Source organism: Amycolatopsis sp. NPDC101161 (assembly GCF_044768185.1).
In the GTDB taxonomy this organism is placed as follows: domain Bacteria; phylum Actinomycetota; class Actinomycetes; order Mycobacteriales; family Pseudonocardiaceae; genus Amycolatopsis.
In genome coordinates this window covers 535,120-550,529 of record NZ_JBIWPI010000007.1, presented here as the reverse complement: position 1 = coordinate 550,529, position 15,410 = coordinate 535,120, and the positions used below count along the sequence as shown (strand labels likewise).

The 15,410-nt window shown below is 71.5% G+C and carries 16 protein-coding genes; 8 read left to right on the top strand and 8 right to left on the bottom strand.

Annotated elements, in window-relative coordinates:
• Nucleotides 1–266: 266 nt before the first annotated feature.
• On the bottom strand, nucleotides 267–1,655 hold the full coding sequence (locus tag ACIRSS_RS45260; RefSeq protein ID WP_400907147.1) for a KamA family radical SAM protein: 1,389 nt from the start codon (nucleotides 1,653–1,655) through the stop codon (nucleotides 267–269).
• A gap of 131 nt (nucleotides 1,656–1,786) precedes the next feature.
• On the opposite strand from ACIRSS_RS45260, the gene ACIRSS_RS45255 reads away from it, so the two are divergent.
• Genes ACIRSS_RS45255 through ACIRSS_RS45245 form a run of 3 tightly spaced genes read left to right on the top strand, consistent with a single transcriptional unit; the run spans nucleotide 1,787 to nucleotide 5,797 of the window.
• The gene (locus ACIRSS_RS45255) at nucleotides 1,787–3,382 is read left to right on the top strand and encodes an amidohydrolase (protein ID WP_400907144.1); all 1,596 of its coding nucleotides are present in this window, start codon (nucleotides 1,787–1,789) and stop codon (nucleotides 3,380–3,382) included.
• A 10-nt stretch (nucleotides 3,383–3,392) separates the two neighbouring features.
• The gene (lnt, locus tag ACIRSS_RS45250) at nucleotides 3,393–5,003 is read left to right on the top strand and encodes an apolipoprotein N-acyltransferase (RefSeq protein WP_400907141.1); all 1,611 of its coding nucleotides are present in this window, start codon (nucleotides 3,393–3,395) and stop codon (nucleotides 5,001–5,003) included.
• A 26-nt stretch (nucleotides 5,004–5,029) separates the two neighbouring features.
• A complete protein-coding gene (locus ACIRSS_RS45245) occupies nucleotides 5,030–5,797 on the top strand; it encodes a polyprenol monophosphomannose synthase (protein ID WP_400907140.1) in 768 nt (255 codons plus the stop codon).
• Here the strand turns inward: ACIRSS_RS45245 and ACIRSS_RS45240 are convergent.
• A complete protein-coding gene (locus tag ACIRSS_RS45240) occupies nucleotides 5,784–6,530 on the bottom strand; it encodes a class I SAM-dependent methyltransferase (RefSeq protein ID WP_400907138.1) in 747 nt (248 codons plus the stop codon). The two genes, ACIRSS_RS45245 and ACIRSS_RS45240, sit on opposite strands and share 14 nt — an antisense overlap.
• A 35-nt stretch (nucleotides 6,531–6,565) precedes the next feature.
• On the opposite strand from ACIRSS_RS45240, the gene ACIRSS_RS45235 reads away from it, so the two are divergent.
• Entirely contained in the window at nucleotides 6,566–7,351 is a 786-nt protein-coding gene (locus tag ACIRSS_RS45235) for a PIG-L deacetylase family protein (protein ID WP_400907136.1), read from the top strand.
• On the opposite strand, the gene ACIRSS_RS45230 is transcribed toward ACIRSS_RS45235, so the two are convergent.
• Entirely contained in the window at nucleotides 7,293–8,033 is a 741-nt protein-coding gene (locus ACIRSS_RS45230; RefSeq protein ID WP_400907134.1) for a DeoR/GlpR family DNA-binding transcription regulator, read from the bottom strand. The genes ACIRSS_RS45235 and ACIRSS_RS45230 overlap by 59 nt on opposite strands.
• A gap of 48 nt (nucleotides 8,034–8,081) precedes the next feature.
• Here ACIRSS_RS45230 and ACIRSS_RS45225 point away from each other — a divergent pair, with 48 nt between their 5' ends.
• Together ACIRSS_RS45225 and ACIRSS_RS45220 are read left to right on the top strand one after the other, a co-directional pair.
• Nucleotides 8,082–8,690, top strand: a complete 609-nt coding sequence (locus tag ACIRSS_RS45225) for an NUDIX domain-containing protein (protein WP_400907131.1) — start codon at nucleotides 8,082–8,084, stop codon at nucleotides 8,688–8,690.
• 56 nt (nucleotides 8,691–8,746) lie between these two features.
• Nucleotides 8,747–9,310 carry a dihydrofolate reductase family protein gene (locus ACIRSS_RS45220; RefSeq protein WP_400907128.1) on the top strand — a complete coding sequence of 188 codons (564 nt, stop codon included), beginning with the start codon at nucleotides 8,747–8,749 and terminating at the stop codon, nucleotides 9,308–9,310.
• On the opposite strand, the gene ACIRSS_RS45215 is transcribed toward ACIRSS_RS45220, so the two are convergent.
• From ACIRSS_RS45215 to ACIRSS_RS45200, 4 genes are all read right to left on the bottom strand, one after another.
• Nucleotides 9,311–10,243: an RNA polymerase subunit sigma-70 gene (locus ACIRSS_RS45215; RefSeq protein WP_400907125.1), complete on the bottom strand. Its 933-nt coding sequence runs from the start codon at nucleotides 10,241–10,243 to the stop codon at nucleotides 9,311–9,313.
• A 174-nt stretch (nucleotides 10,244–10,417) separates the two neighbouring features.
• A complete protein-coding gene (locus ACIRSS_RS45210) occupies nucleotides 10,418–10,765 on the bottom strand; it encodes an RNA polymerase-binding protein RbpA (protein ID WP_003081521.1) in 348 nt (115 codons plus the stop codon).
• 224 nt (nucleotides 10,766–10,989) lie between these two features.
• On the bottom strand, nucleotides 10,990–11,754 hold the full coding sequence (locus tag ACIRSS_RS45205) for a thymidine kinase (protein WP_196425389.1): 765 nt from the start codon (nucleotides 11,752–11,754) through the stop codon (nucleotides 10,990–10,992).
• A 102-nt stretch (nucleotides 11,755–11,856) separates the two neighbouring features.
• Nucleotides 11,857–13,257: an MFS transporter gene (locus tag ACIRSS_RS45200; protein ID WP_400907122.1), complete on the bottom strand. Its 1,401-nt coding sequence runs from the start codon at nucleotides 13,255–13,257 to the stop codon at nucleotides 11,857–11,859.
• Nucleotides 13,258–13,502: 245 nt separating this feature from the next.
• Here ACIRSS_RS45200 and ACIRSS_RS45195 point away from each other — a divergent pair, with 245 nt between their 5' ends.
• Nucleotides 13,503–14,171 (top strand): transglycosylase family protein, encoded by a 669-nt coding sequence (locus ACIRSS_RS45195; protein WP_400907119.1) that lies wholly within the window; start codon nucleotides 13,503–13,505, stop codon nucleotides 14,169–14,171.
• 4 nt (nucleotides 14,172–14,175) lie between these two features.
• Here the strand turns inward: ACIRSS_RS45195 and ACIRSS_RS45190 are convergent, their stop codons facing one another.
• Nucleotides 14,176–14,967 carry a glycerophosphodiester phosphodiesterase gene (locus tag ACIRSS_RS45190; protein ID WP_400907117.1) on the bottom strand — a complete coding sequence of 264 codons (792 nt, stop codon included), beginning with the start codon at nucleotides 14,965–14,967 and terminating at the stop codon, nucleotides 14,176–14,178.
• A 66-nt stretch (nucleotides 14,968–15,033) separates the two neighbouring features.
• On the opposite strand from ACIRSS_RS45190, the gene ACIRSS_RS45185 reads away from it, so the two are divergent.
• Nucleotides 15,034–15,405, top strand: coding sequence for a hypothetical protein (locus ACIRSS_RS45185; protein WP_364456331.1), 372 nt, complete (start codon nucleotides 15,034–15,036; stop codon nucleotides 15,403–15,405).
• The last annotated feature ends 5 nt before the right edge of the window (nucleotides 15,406–15,410 follow it).

Here is a 15,410-nt window from a genome sequence, read left to right as displayed (position 1 = left end):
GCGTTGCGCTGTTTCGCGTAGCAGGGTGGTTACCCGTTGTACTAGTCGTCGCATCCGGTTCCGGCGTTTCACCCCGGACGCCCGGGTAAGGTCACGGAACTGTTTCGATATGGGGGTGCGAGTAACGGGAGCGGCCGAGTGGCGCAGAAAACCGGGGCGCGCGGAAATCGATTCATGAACTGCGCCGCGACCTGGTCGGAATCCGACGAAAAACGGTGCCGCCGGGTCCGATCGATCGGACCCGGCGGCACCGGTGGAGACTTTCCTCAGCTGCCCTGGTTGGCCCACCAGGTCTGGCCGGCCTCGGGCAGCGTGGAGATCGGGTCGTAGTACGGGTACCGGCGCTGCAACGCCTCCGGGTCCTCCAGCTCGATCCCGGTGCGGTAGTTCTTGGTCCAGTAGGAAATCCCCAGCTCCCGGTCGTACTCGGCCAGCTGGTGCACCCACCGCTTCCCGACATAAGGCACGTCGCACACGATGCGCGGCGTCGCGTAGCCCGGCAGGTAGCCCATGATCGAATGCTGCAGCTCCTGGGCTTCCCAAACAGCGACCCGCCAGTGCTCCGCGTTCGGGATCATGTCGCACATGTAGAAGTAGTACGGCAGGATGTTCGCTTCCCCTTGCAGCGCAAAGCAAAGGTCCAGCAGCGCCGCCGGGGTCGCGTTCACCCCGCGCATCAGCACGCCCTGGTTGCGGACGTCGCGGACGCCGACGTTGAGCGCCGTCTGGGCGGCCTCGGCCACCAGCGGCGTCACCGACTGCGCGTGGTTGACGTGGGTGTGGATCGCCAGGTTGACGCCGCGGCGCTGGGCGGTCACGGCGACGCGCTCGAGGCCTTCGACGACCTTCGGCTGCAGCCAGTGCTGCGGCAGCGCCGCCAGGGCCTTGGTCGCCAGGCGGATGTCGCGGACGGTGTCGATGTCCATCAGGCGCATCAGGAACGACTCCAGCTGCGGCCACGGCACGTTGGCGACGTCGCCGCCGGAGACCACGACGTCGCGCACACCCGGGGTCTTCTTCAGGTAGGCGATCATCGCGTCCTGGCGGTCGACCGGCTTGAGCGTCAGCTTGTGCTTCTCGACCGTCTCCGTGGAGTTGCCGACGAGGTCCATCCGGGTGCAGTGGCCGCAGTACTGCGGGCAGGTCGAGATCATCTCGGCCAGCACCTTGGTCGGGTAGCGGTGGGTCAGGCCCTCCACGACCCACATCTCCGCCTCGTGCAGCGAGTCCCGCTCGGAGTGGGGGTGGCTCGGCCACGTGGCGTCGCGATCACTCTTGACCGGGAGCATGTAGCGGCGGATCGGGTCGGCGTAGAACGCCTCGGTGACCTTCGCCGGGTCGGTGCCGGCCGTGGGCGCCATCGTGTTGAGCATCTGCGGCGGCAGCAGCATCGACATCGTCGCCAGCTCGCGCTGGTCGGCGAGCAGGTCGTCGTAGAAGCGCTCCTCCAGCAGGTCGCCCATCAGCGCGCGCAGCTGCTTGACGTTGCGGACGCAGTGCACGCGCTGCCACTGCGCGTCGCGCCACTCGGCGTCGGTCACGTCGTGCCAGCCGGGGAAGCGGCGCCAGTCGGGTTCCACCAGCTCGGCGCGGGCGTACTCGTAGGGCTGGTCAAAGGCGGCGGCAGGCGTCACAGGTTCCTGGATCGCAGTCACTTGTACTCCTAGTCGTCGGGAACACGTTAAAATATCCTGCCACAACGCTCTCACGACGTAAATCTTCCTGCATGCTGGGGTGGGTTCCCCCAGGTGCAGTAGGCCCGGTGGACCGGGGCAGACTCAGGGGTGTGACGGACGAACACACGACGCTCCTGCTCGGCGGGCGCGTCTACACCCCCGCCGGCCCGGACGCCACGGCGATGGCGGTCACCGGCGGCACCGTGGTCTGGGTCGGCCAGGACGCCCCGGCCCGCGCCCTGCACCCGGACGCCGAGATCGTCGAGCTCGACGGCGCCTTCGTCGCCCCCGCGTTCGTGGACGCGCACGTCCACGCCACCGCCACCGGCCTGCACCTGACCGGCCTCGACCTCACCGGTGTCCGCGGCGGCGCCGAGCTGCTGGCCCGCGTGCGCGACGCCGTCGTCCCCGGCCAGGTCCTGCTCGCCCACGGCTGGGACGAAAGCGCCTGGACCGACCCACGCCTGCCCAGCCGCGCCGAGCTCGACGACGCCGCCGGCGGGACGCCCGTCTACCTCAGCCGCGTCGACGTCCACTCCGCGCTGGTCTCCACCGCGCTCGTCGAGCTGGCCCCGGCCGCCCGGGACGCCGACGGCTGGTCGCCCGACGGCCCGCTGACCCGCGCCGCCCACCACGCCGTCCGCGCGGCCGTGCGCGCCGCGATCACCCCGGACCAGCGCGAACGCGCCCAGCGGGCATTCCTCGCCGAAGCCGCGAAGCAGGGCATCGTCAGCGTCCACGAATGCGCCGGACCGGACATCTCCGGCCGCGACGACCTCGCCGCCCTGCTCGCCCTCGCCGGCCCCGGCACGCCCGAGGTCGTCGGCTACTGGGGCGAACTCGGTGCGGTGGACACCGCCAAGACGCTCGGCGCCCGCGGCCTGGCCGGCGACCTGTTCGTCGACGGCGCCCTCGGCTCCCACACCGCCGCCCTGACGCAGCCCTACGCCGACCACGCGGGCGAAGGCACGCTCTACCTCGACGCGCACCGCATCGGCGAGCACCTGGCCGCCAGCACCGAAGCCGGGCTGCAGGCCGGGTTCCACGTCATCGGCGACGCCGCCGTCGCCGAGGTGGTCGAAGGCTTCCGGCTCGCCGAAAAGGAAGTCGGGCAGCGCGCCCTGGCCGCCCGCCACCACCGCCTCGAGCACCTGGAGATGGTCACCGCCGAGCAGGCCAAGCAACTGGCCGGCTGGGGCGCCGTCGCCTCGATGCAGCCGCTGTTCGACGCCCTCTGGGGCGGCGAAGACGGTATGTACGCCGAACGGCTCGGCGCGGACCGCGCGGCCGGGCTCAACCCGTTCGCCACGCTCGCCGCCGAAGGCGTCCTGCTGGCCTTCGGCTCGGACGCGCCCGTCACGCCACTGGACCCGTGGGCGAGCGTCCGCGCCGCCGCCTACCACCGGACCCCGGGCGCCGGCCTGTCCCCGCGCGCGGCGTTCACCGCCCACACCCGGGCCGGGCACCGCGCGGCCGGGGTCAACGACGGCGTCACCGGCAGCCTCGTCCCCGGCGCCCCGGCGCACTACGCGATCTGGGACGCGACCGACCTCGTCGTCGCGACGCCGGACAGCCGCGTGCAGCGCTGGTCCACCGACCCGCGCGCCGGCGTGCCGCCCCTGCCGCGCCTGGAACCGGACGCCACGCTGCCGCGCTGCCTGCGCACGGTCCGCGCGGGTGCCGTCCTCCACGACGCGATCTCCTAGAGTTGGCACCGTGGCAGTCACCGTGGCCGACCCCGAACCGGGCGCCCCGCACCAACCTTCGCGAACCCGGCGGTTCCCGCGTGCCTGGCTGGTGCGCCTGGCCGCCGCGCTGGTGTCCGGCTTCGCCTACTACCTGAGCTTCGCGCCGCGCCCGCTGTGGTGGCTTGCGCCGCTGGCGTTCGCCGGGTTCGCGCTCGTGCTGCGCGGGCGCACCTTCCGCGGCGCGTTCGGCTACGGCTTCGCGTTCGGGTTCGTGTTCTTCCTGCCGCTGCTGACGTGGCTGCTGGACTTCCTGGGCCCCGACTTCGGGCCGTGGCCGTGGCTGGGCCTGTCGTTCGCGCTGGCGCTCTACTACGGCCTGGCCGGCGGTCTCATCACGTGGGTGTCCCGGCTGCCCCTCGCGCCGCTGTGGGCCGCGCTGGTGTTCATCGCGCTGGAGACCCCGCGCGCGTGGTTCCCCTTCGGCGGCTTCCCGTGGGGCCGGGTCGCCTTCAGCCAGCCCGAAGGCGCGTTCCTGCCCCTTGCCTCCATCGGCGGCGCGCCCTTGGTCGGCCTCGCCGTCGTCCTCAGCGGCTTCTGCCTCGCCGCGCTCGCCGCACGGCTGTGGGAGACGCGCAAGCTCACCCGGCCGGCCGTCTTCGCCGCGGTGGGCACGCTGCTGCCCGTGGTGGCCGGCGCGGCGCTGTGGCCGGCCGTCGGCACCGGCGCGCAGGACGGCGAACTGACCGTCGCGACCGTGCAGGGCGACGCCCCGAACATCGGGCTGGCGCTGCAGGGCGAGCGCGTGGTGCTGCGCCGCAACACGATCGCCGAGAGCCAGCGGCTGCTCGACGCCGTCCGCGCCGGCCGGGTCCCGAAACCGGACCTGCTGCTGTGGCCGGAGAGCGCAACGACCGTCACCGGGCCCGACCCCCAGGTCGACCAGCTCGTGGCGAGCTTCGGCGTGCCCGCCCTGATCGGCGCGCTCTACGAGCTGCCCGACGGGCACCTGCAGAACTCGGTCATCGCCTGGGACCCGCGCACCGGGCCGGGACTGCGCTACGCGAAGCAGCAGCTGGTGCCCTTCGGCGAGTACGTGCCCGCCCGCAAGGTCGCCGAGCTCGTCACGCCGTTCCTCGACCAGGAGACCGTCGACATGGTCCCCGGCGACGGCGCCAACCAGGCCATGGCCGTCGCGGGGACGAAGGTCGGCATGTTCGTCTGCTACGAGGCCGCGTTCGACTACCCGGGCCGCGACGCGGTCCGCGACGGCGCCGAGCTGCTCGTGGTGCCGACCAACAACGCCTGGTACGGCGAGAGCGAGATGAGCGTCCAGCAGCTGGCCATGTCGCGGCTGCGGGCGGTCGAACACGGCCGCGCGGTCGTGGTGTCCGCCGTCTCAGGTGTGAGCGCGATTGTCGCCCCGGACGGGACGGTTACCAGCTCAACGGGCCTTTTCACCGCGGATTCCCTGGTCGGGCGCGTCCCGCTGCGGACGCAGACTACGCTGTCGGATCGACTCGGTGCGTGGACGGAGTACGGGGTGCTGGCACTGGCGATCGCCGGGGTGGCCGGCGGGCTCGTGCTCCGTTTTCGCACCCGGCGCACCAGCGCCGGCACGGCAGGGGAAGCGGCGGACTGACCGCCGCGGATATCGGAGGAGCACGGATGTCGCAGGCGCCGCGGGGGGCCCGGGGAATCGAGCCGGTGCTGGTGGTGATCCCGACGTACAACGAGCGGGAGAACCTCGGCCCGATCCTGGATCGCCTGCACAAGGTACTCCCGGACGTGCACGTGCTCGTGGTGGACGACGGGAGCCCGGACGGCACCGGTGAGCTGGCCGACGAGCGCGCGGCCGCCAACGACCACGTCCACGTGCTGCACCGCACGGAGAAGGCGGGCCTCGGCGCCGCCTACATCGCCGGGTTCCGCTGGGGCCTGGCGCGCGAGTACAACACGATCGTCGAGATGGACGCCGACGGCTCGCACGCGCCGGAGGACCTGCCGCGCCTGCTGGACGCCGTCGGCGACGCCGACCTGGCGATCGGGTCGCGGTACGTGCCCGGTGGCGCCGTGGTGAACTGGCCGCTGAAGCGCCAGGTCCTCTCGCGCGGCGCGAACCTCTATTCGCAGGTCGCGCTGGGCATGCGCACCCGCGACATCACCGCCGGGTTCCGCGCCTACCGCCGTCCGGTGCTGGAGAAGCTGGCGCTGGACGAGGTCAACTCGCACGGCTACTGCTTCCAGATCGACCTGACCATCCGCACGGCCGACGCCGGGTTCGAGATCGTCGAGGTGCCGATCACCTTCACCGAGCGCGAGATCGGCGAGTCGAAGATGGACGGCTCGATCATCCGCGAGGCCTTCCTGCGGGTGGCCACGTGGGGCGCCGAGCGGCGCTGGCAGCAGCTGCGCCGCCTGGTCAAGCGCGGCTGAGCCGCGCGGTCACGATCCACGTCCGGGCGCCCAGCAGCACGCCGTCCGGGGTCTCGTGGGCGGCGAAGGCGGCTTTGAGCCGGCTCGCCGCCTGCTCGGTGGGCCGCAGCTCCTGGACGTCCTTGAGACCGAGCGCGAACTCGCACGCCGTCGCCGCGTCGGGCCCGTAGCAGACGGGCTCGCGCAGCTCGGTGAACTCGACGTCGCCGAACCCGGCCCCTTCCAGCAGCGCGTGCGTGCGGCCGCGGTCGCCGAGGGAGAAGTGCGGCCCGGCGGGTGGCGGGGTGGTGCCGGGCGCGACGGCGTCGTGCAGCACCGAGTACCACTCGTTGCGGTCCCGCTCCTGCCACACCAGCAGCACCAGGCGCCCGCCCGGCCGCAGGGCGCGGGCGAGGTTGGCGAACGCGGCGGGCGGGTCGGTGAAGAACATCGCGCCGAACCGGCTGAGCACGACGTCGAACGCGGCCGGCGGGAACTCGTGGGTCTGCACGTCGGCGACCTCGAAGCTCGCCCCGCCGAGTTCGCGGGCCTTGGCGATCGCCTGCTCGGAGACGTCGACGCCCAGCGCGGTCGCGCCCGCCCGCGCGGCTTCGCGCGTGGACTCGCCGGTGCCGCAGCCGACGTCGAGGACGTCCTCGCCCGGCTTGACCGCGGCGGCCGCGGCGAAGCGCTGGTTGTGCGGGCGCACCTCGGCGTCGAACAGCGCCGCGAACCGGACCCGGTGTTCACTCACGTCGTCTTCTCCCGTTCTCGGCCATCATGGGGCGGATGACGACCATCGTGGCCTTCCACGCGCACGCCGACGACCCCGTGCTGCTCAGCGGCGGCACCCTGGCCCGCGCGGCGGCCGACGGGCACCGGGTGGTGGTCGTCGTGGCCACCGACGGCATGGCCGCCGAACACCCGACCCCGCGCTGGGCCGAGCTGGAGGCGAGCGCGGCCATCCTCGGCGTCCGGCGCGTCGTGCACTTGGGGTACGCCGACAGCGGGCACGGGCCGGAGCTGTACGCGGACCCGCCCGGGCGGCAGCGTTTCGCCCGCGCCGACACCGAGGAGGCCGCGCACCGGCTCGCCGCGATCCTGCACGAGGAGCGCGCCGACCTGCTGCTCGGCTACGACGCCAACGGCGGCTACGGGCACCGCGACCACATCAAGGTGCACCAGGTCGCCCGGCGGGCGGCGCGGCTGACCGGGACACGGCTGCTGGAGGCCACGCTGCCCCGGGACTTCGCGCAGCGGTTCGTCCGGGTCCTGCGGGCGCTGCGGATCCCGTTCGACTACGACGCCGAAGCGCTCGAGCGCGCCTACAGCCCGGCCGCGTCCGTCACGCACCGGTTCGACGTGCGGCGATTCGCCGGGCGCAAGCAGGCCGCGCTGGCGGCGCACGTGTCCGACGTCCGCGGCAGCGGGCGGCTCGCGGCGGTGCTGCGGCTGCTGGTGTGGCTGCCGGCGCCGCTGTTCGCGGTGGTGGCGGGCCGGGAGTGGTACGTCGAGGTCACGCCGGCAGGATCGGAACCAGCTCTGCAAGTTCCTGCACGTTCTCGGCGTCGGTGATCACACCGGCGACGTCGGCGAGGGGCAGGACGGTGAAGCGTGAGGCGGCGCCGATCTTCTCGGCGCTGGCCAGCACGTAGGTGTCGGCGGCGCGCCGGGCGAGGGTGCGCTTCATCGCGGCTTCCTCGGCGTCGCCGGTGGTGAGGCCGGCGTCGGGGTGGACGCCGGTGACGCCGAGGAAGAAGACGTCGGCGCTGATCGCCTGGGCGGCCTCGGCCGCGGCGGCGCCGCAGGTGACCGCGGAGTGCCGGAACAGGCGGCCGCCGAGCAGGAAGACGTCGATGCCCGGGTGGTCGAGCAGGGCGACGGCGACGGTCGGGCTGTGCGTGACGACGGTGGCCTCGAGGTCCCTGGGCAGGGCGTTCGCGACGGCGAGGGTGGTGGTGCCGCCGTCGAGGATGACGGTCGAGCCGGGCCGGACCAGGCCGGCGGCGACGTGGGCGACCCGGTCCTTGCCGTCGACGGCGATGGCCGTCCGGCTCGCGTAGTCGGCCACGGCGGGGGAGACGGGCAGTGCCCCGCCGTAGACGCGCTGGCAGAGCCCGGCGGCGGCGAGGTCGCGCAGGTCCCGGCGGATGCTGTCTTCCGAGACACCCAGCTCGGCAGCAACGTCCTTGGCCAGCACCTTGCCCTCGGTCGCGAGCCGGGCGAGCAGCAGGTCACGGCGTTCCCCGACCAACATGCACGGTCCTCCTTGTTTCTGCCGAGTCCTGCACATTATGGTCGCGGCATGACCTCTTCGACAAGCCTGTCCCGCAATCCGCGTGTCCGGGTGCGGGACGTGGAACTGCTGTCGTCGGCCTGGTACGTCCTGCGCCGCACGACGTTCGACTACCAGCACCGCGACGGCCGCTGGACGACCGAGCAGCGCGAGACCTACGACCGCGGCAACGGGGCGACGGTTCTGCTGTACGACACCGCGGGCGGCACCGTGCTGCTGACGCGCCAGTTCCGCTACCCGGTGTACGTCAACGACCACCCGGACGGCATGTTCCTCGAGACGGCCGCAGGCCTGCTGGACACCGACGACCCGGAGACGGCGATCCGCCGGGAGGCGCAGGAGGAGACGGGCGTGCGGATCGGCGCCCTGGAGCACGTGTTCGACGTGTACACGAGCCCGGGTTCGGTGACCGAACGCCTCCACTGCTACGCGGCGCCCTACGACCCCGCGGACCGCGGGGAAGGCGGCGGGATCGCGGAGGAGGGGGAGGACATCGAGGTGCTGGAGCTGCGCTTCGAGGACGCGCTGAAGATGATCGAGACGGGTGAGATCGCCGACGCGAAGACCATCATGCTCCTGCAGTGGGCAGCCCTGCGGGGCCCGTTTCGCACCGATTAGGTTTCCGCGCCGTGCCCGTCTGTACGGGGGAGACCGACCCACGGAAGGCTGGCACGATGCGGAAACTGACCTTCGGCATGAACCTCACCCTGGACGGCTACATCGCCGCGGCCGGCGACGACATCGGCTGGAGCAACGGGCGCAGCGACGAGCTGTTCGAGTGGTGGCTCGACCGGGAGCGGGCGATCACCCTCTCGCTGTACGGGCGGAAGCTGTGGGAGACGATGAGCTCCGCCTGGCCGACCGGCGACCAGCAGCCGGACGCGACGCCGGCGCAGATCGAGTTCGCGCGGAACTGGCGGGACACGCCGAAGGTCGTCTTCTCCTCGACGGTCGACAAGGTCGACTGGAACACCCGCCTGGTCACCGGCGACGCGGTCGCCGAAATCACCCGGCTCAAGACCGAAGACGACGGCCCGATGAGCATCGGCGGCGCGACGCTCGCCGCGGCCGCCGTGCGGGCCGGGCTGGTCGACGAGTACCTGCTGGTCACCCACCCGGTCCTGGTGGGCGGCGGCACGCCGTTCTTCACGGCGCTGGACAGCTGGGTGAACCTGAACCTCGTCGAGACGCGGACGTTTCCCGGCGGCGCGGTGCTGACCCGGTACGAGAAGAGGTGATCACAGCGCCGGGGGCAGGCCCAGCCAGGGTTTGCCGGTGACGTCGAACCCGGTGAGCTCGGCGATCTTCCCGTCCACGACGTGCAGGAGCGCGACGGCGAACAGCCGGTGCTCCTGCACGTCGGCGGTGCGGACGTACAGCGCGGCGGCAGGCATGCGGTTGACCGTCGTGGTGATCCCGCGCCAGTCGTCGTGGCCGGGCCGGAAGAGCCCACCGGAGACCCAGCCGTCCACCGCCTCTTTGGCCGTCGTGGTCACGGTGCCCGGGTCGGGCAGCATCGCGAAGCGCAGGTCGTCGCGCAGCAGGGCCGTCAGACCCTTGAGGTCGTTGCGCTCGTGGGCGTCGATGTAGGCCTTCACCACGGCGCGCTCGTCGGTCGACAGCTCGTGGGTGGCGGGGCTGCGCCAGTCGAGGCGGCGGTCCGGCAGCTGCTCGCGCACCGTCACGCGCGCCCGTTGCAGTGCGCTGGTGACCGAGGCGACGGTCAGTTCGAGGGTCTCGGCGGCCTTCGGCGCCGGCCAGCCGAGGACGTCGCGCAGGATGAACACCGCCCGCTGCCGCGGCGGCAGGTGCTGGACGGCGACGATGAACGCCAGCTCGAGCGTCTCCCGTGCGACCACCGACTCCTGCGGGTCCTCGGGGAGCATCCGGTCGGGGAAGGGCTGCAGGTACGGCAGCTCGAGGTCCTCGCCCGGCAGCTCGGGTTTGCGCTTGTCCAGGAAGTCGAGGCAGGCGTTCGTCGCGATGCGGTACAGCCAGGTCCGCAGGGCGGCGTGGCCCCGGAACGACTCCCGCTTGTGCCACGCCCGCAGGAACGTCTCCTGCGTCAGGTCCTGGGCGTCCTCGAAGTTCGCGAGCATCCGGTAGCAGTGCACCTGCAGCTCACGCCGGTGCGGCTCGACGAGAAGCGCGAACCGGGCCGCGTCGGTCATGGTCATCGATCCTTCCACCGGTGCCGGGGGTCGGCAGTACTGACGACGCGGCGGCGGATTCCTGATCGGTGACGCCGCCCTCCGGGCAAGCGAAAGGCCCCCGCCGGGGGAGGTGGCGGGGGCCTTTCCGTTGTGGTGGGAGCGGTGGCTACGGGCCGACGCTGGATACGGGCGTTACGCGGACCGGGAGGTCCGGCGGCCCTTCAGCTCGGCGAGACGTTCGTTCAACAGGTCCTCGAGCTCGGGGATCGTGCGCCGCTCGAGCAGCATGTCCCAGTGGGTGCGCGGCGGCTTGACCTTCTTCTGCTCGGGCTGCCCGCCGTCCACGATCTCCGATTCGCTGCCGTGCAGTCGGCATTCCCAGACCGTCGGGATCTCGGCGTCGTCGGAGAACGGCACCTCGAACTCGTGGTTCTTCGGGCAGGCGTAGCGCACGGTGCGGCGTGGGGCGAGGTCGTGGTTGCGGTCGGTCTCGTAGCTGACCGCTCCCAGCCGGCTTCCACGAAGAACACGGTCGGCCATGATGGGTCCTTTCAGTCAGCTCCGGGTGGAGCCAGGGTGATGCTCACCCTATGCAACGACCTGGGGGCCCCGAGGATTCCCGGGACACCATGTCGTTGCTCACGATGAGCTGCGTCACCCAACGGCATCAGCTTCCTCTAGTAGGAGGCGTTTCGCGCTCCGGCGTGACGTCAATACGGCCTTCTTAGTGCTGATATCCCCCGGATGGGCTACTGGCGCCCATGTCAGGTCAACCGTAACTGACCGTGACGACCAGTAACGGGCCCCAAGTCACCCGATCGGAAGTGGCGGCGACACAATACCTGATAACGCACAGTAGCGTTTTCGGCCTCAAAACCCGCCAAAGCTGAAGATTCAACTACGGATTGTTCGGTATCTGCCACCACAACGGTGTCACCTTCACGCACAACCTCGCCGTCAAGCACCCGCGCGTTGAACCGCCCCGGCAGCCCGCACCAGCACAACACCTCCACCTGAACCGGCTGCAGCTCGTCCGCCAGTTCGAACAGACGAGCGGCCCCCGGGAACAACCGGCTCCGGAAGTCCGTCGCGATCCCGAAGCAGTACACGTCGATCTCGACCTCGTCGGCGAGCTCCGCCAGCTGGTCGACCTGCCCGGGGGAGAGGAACTGCGCCTCGTCCACCACCACGTAGTCCACGTGCTGCCCGCGCGCCCACTCCTGCCGCACCAGGTCCCGCACGTCGGTGTCCTCGCCGACCTCCACCGCCTGCCGGCTCAACCCGATCCGGCTCGAGATCTGCGGCGCCCCCGACCGGTCGTGGCGCACCAGCACCAGCCCCCGCCGGCCCTGCCGCGCGTGGTTGTGGTCGATCTGCAGCGCCAGGGTCGACTTCCCGCAGTCCATCGGCCCGTAGCAGAACTTCAGCCTGCCCACCGGCGGCGTCCCGCGCCGCGAACCGGCCGCGGGAACCGACGACAACGCGTCCGTGGGATCAGGGCCGGCGGCTCGGTCGTTCAACAAGGTCACGACGCCCGACCCTATCGGTCCCTGGACACTCGTCCAGGACAGCCCGGTACAACACCCCCCGAAACTGTCGCAGCACGCCGCGTGACAACCGCCGCGACCCCGTCACAGGACCTCCGGCGGAGTGTTGCCCGCCGCCACGATCGCCCGCCGCACCGGCACCAGCCAGACCAGCACCAGACCCACCGCGAAGAAAACCACCAGCGCCACGATGGCCAGCCGGAACGACCCCGTCGCCTGCCCGACCCCGGCGAACACCAGCGGACCCAGCCACGACGTCCCGCGCTCGCCCACGACGTAGAGCGAGTAGTACTGCGCGTCCTTGCCCGCCGGGATCATCTGGCTGAACAACGACCGCGACAACGCGTTCGTTCCCCCCAGCACCAGCCCGATCCCCACCGCCACCGCCAGGAACTGCACCAGCTGCTTCGGCTGCACGAAGTACGCCCCGGCCAGCACCGCCACCCACACCACGAGGCTGCCCAGGATCGTCCGCTTCGCCCCGATCCGCCGCGCCACCAGCCCGTGCAGCGTGCCACCCAGGTAAGCCACGAACTGGATCACGAGGATCGTCACGATCAGCACGCTGTTGCCGAACCCCAGCTCGTCCTTGCCGTACTGCGCCGACACCGTAACCACCGTGTTGATGCCGTCGGTGAAGACCAGGTAGCTGCCCAGGAACGCCAACGTCAACGGGAACGCCTTCGCCGACACGATCGTCTGCCGCAGCTCCGCGAACCCCGCCCGCAACACCGACTTACCCGGCACCACGTCGACCGGCGTGTGCCGCCGGGGGAGCGCCCGCACCGCCGGGACCGTGAACGCCGCCCACCACAACCCCGAGGTCAGGAAGCAGATCTGCACCGCCATGCCCTCGCTCACCCCGAACGTGTCGTGCCCGAGGTAGAACCCCAGCTGCAACGCCAGCGCCAGCCCACCGCCCAGGTACCCGAACGCCCAGCCCTTCGCCGAGATGTCGTCCCGCTCGTCCGGCCCGCCGATGTCCACCAGGAACGAGTAGTAGACGACCAGCGAGCCGCCGTACCCGATGTTGGCGACGACGAACAGCACCACCCCCAGCTGCCAGTCCGACCCCGCGAGGAAGAACATCGCCGCCGCCGCGGCCGCCCCCAGGAACGCGAACCCGCCCAGGATCCGCCGCTTGTTGTGGCTCCGGTCGGCCACCGCCCCCGCGATCGGCAGCACCAGCACCTGCACCACCGTCGCCACCGACAGCAGGTAGCCCCACACCGAACCGGCGGGGAAGTGCAGCCCGAACAACGACACGTCGCAGTTGTGCAACGTGTCCGTCCTGCCCGCCGCGTCGACGCACGGACGGTCCCCATTAAGGGTGAAGTTCGTCTTCGCGTCCGCCGCCGCGATCCCGCTCATCGAGAGCGCGCCGAACACCGTCGTCGACGACGAATAGAACGGCGAATTCGCCCAGTCGTAGAAATACCAGCCCCAGCGCTCGCGCTTGGTCGAGCGCGTCCCGGCCAGCGTCATCCACGGCTCCTCGAGGTCGAGAACTTCCAGGTCAGCGCGGAGACTACTGGTCGTTCGCAACGCGAAGGACCCCACCCGCCCGAACCGTGTCCGCTTTGTCGCTTCGCGCTCATCCGCCACTTCCGGGGCAATCACGTTCCACCCCGTCCGGCGTGTCGCAAACAGAAGTGAACGGTGTTCCATGTGAGACTGAGGCGCTCAGTGTGTCCCTTGTGGTCAGTGGGACACGCTCCTACTGTGCACGCATGATCCAAAACCGGAGACGCACCGCCGCGAGAGTCCTGCTCCTCGCCTTCGCCGCCTTGGGTCTGCAGCTCACCGTCCCCGCCGCCGCGTCCGCGGACCCCGCGTCGAACACCTGGGCCAAGCTCCGCATGTGCGAATCCAGCGGCCGCTACGCCACCAACACCGGCAACGGCTACTACGGCGCCTACCAGTTCGACCTGCCCACCTGGCGCAGCGTCGGCGGCGCCGGCCGCCCCGACCAGGCCGCCCCCGCCGAACAGGACTACCGCGCCCTCTACCTCTACCGCATGCGCGGCTGGCAGCCCTGGCAGTGCGCCGGCATGCTCAAGCTCGCCGGCGACGCCGACGCCCGCAGCAAACGCGTCCCCACCTACGCCGAATCCGCCTACATCGGCGGGGGAGGACTGCCCACCCCGCCCCCGGGACCCGGCGGCCCCAAGCCCGCCTGGCCCGGCGTCGTCTACCAGTACGGCGACTGCGCCGCCCCGCTCAAAGCCTTCCAGCTGCGCATGAACGCCTACGGCTACGGCTTCACCGGCACCGGCTGCTACTACGAAAAGACCCGTACCGCCGTCCTCGACCTGCAACGCGCCAACGGCATCAAGGACAGCGGCCTGCTCGGCCCCAAGACCTGGGACGCCGCCTGGAACGGCAAAGCACCCCGCTGACCGCTCACGCCTCCTGCGACCGCTGCCACGCACCCCGCTCGATCAGCACCTCGCGCAGCAGGTCCGGCCGGTCCGTCACGATCCCGTGCACCCCGAGGTCCAGCAGCATCCGCATCTCGGCCGGATCGTCGATGGTCCACGTGTGCACCTCGATCCCCGAACGCCCCGCCATCGACACGAACGCCTTGTCCACCACCCGCAGCGCACCCTGGCGCACCGGCACCTGCGCCATCGCCCCCAGCACCAGCCGCCCGAGGGGGAGCAGCGGCAGCCTGCCCCGCACCCACAACGCGAACGCCGACCGCGGCCCCATCGCCGTCACCAGCTTCGGCCCCGCCAGCTTCCGCAACCGCACCAGCCGCGCGTCCGAAAACGCCGCCGCCGCCACCCGGTCGTGCGCCTGCGTCCGCTCCAGCACCTCCACGAACGGCTCCACCGCCCGATCGACCTTCACATCGACGTTGAACCGCGCGTTCGGCAGCTCCTCCAGCACGTCCTCCAGCCGCGACAGGGGAGCCTTCCCCCCGACCTTGACGTCCTTCAGCTGCGCCCACGTCTGCGCCGCGATCGGTCCCGACCCGTCCGTCGTCCGGTCCAGGTTCGGGTCGTGGTGCACGACCACCACCCCGTCCGCCGTCGCGTGCACGTCCGTCTCCAGGTACCGGTACCCCTCCTCGCAGGCCCGCCGAAACGCCGGCAGCGAGTTCTCCAGCCCCTCGAGCTCGCCGAGGTGCCACCCCCGGTGGGCGAACGCACGGGGGATCGGATCGGCCAGGTACGGAAACGACGCCTGCATCCCCCAAGTGTGCCCTTCCGCCATGACCCCGGCATGAGCAACCGGTGGCCAGCTAGGGTCTCCCGGGTGAGGGAAGCCGCCGAACTGACCCAGCTCGAACCCGTCCCCGCCCGCCGCGGCGCCCCGAAGCACTGCGGCTGGTGCGGCCGCCGCCTGCCCGAAGCCGGCAACGTCGGCCGGCGCCGCCGCTACTGCGGCCAATCCTGCCGCCAGCGCGCCTACGAACGCCGCACGGCGCTGCAGCGAAGCGGACTGCCCGAAGACGCCGTCGTCCTCTCCGACACCGAGATCGCCGCCCTCCAGGACCGGCTCTTCCAGCTCCGCTGCGCGGCCGAGGACATCGTCACCGCCGCCGACGACGGCGCCGACCCCCGGGAACTGCGCGGCCTCGCCGAAGAGATCGCCCGCGCCGCCAAAGACCTCGAACAACTTCGCTGACCGGC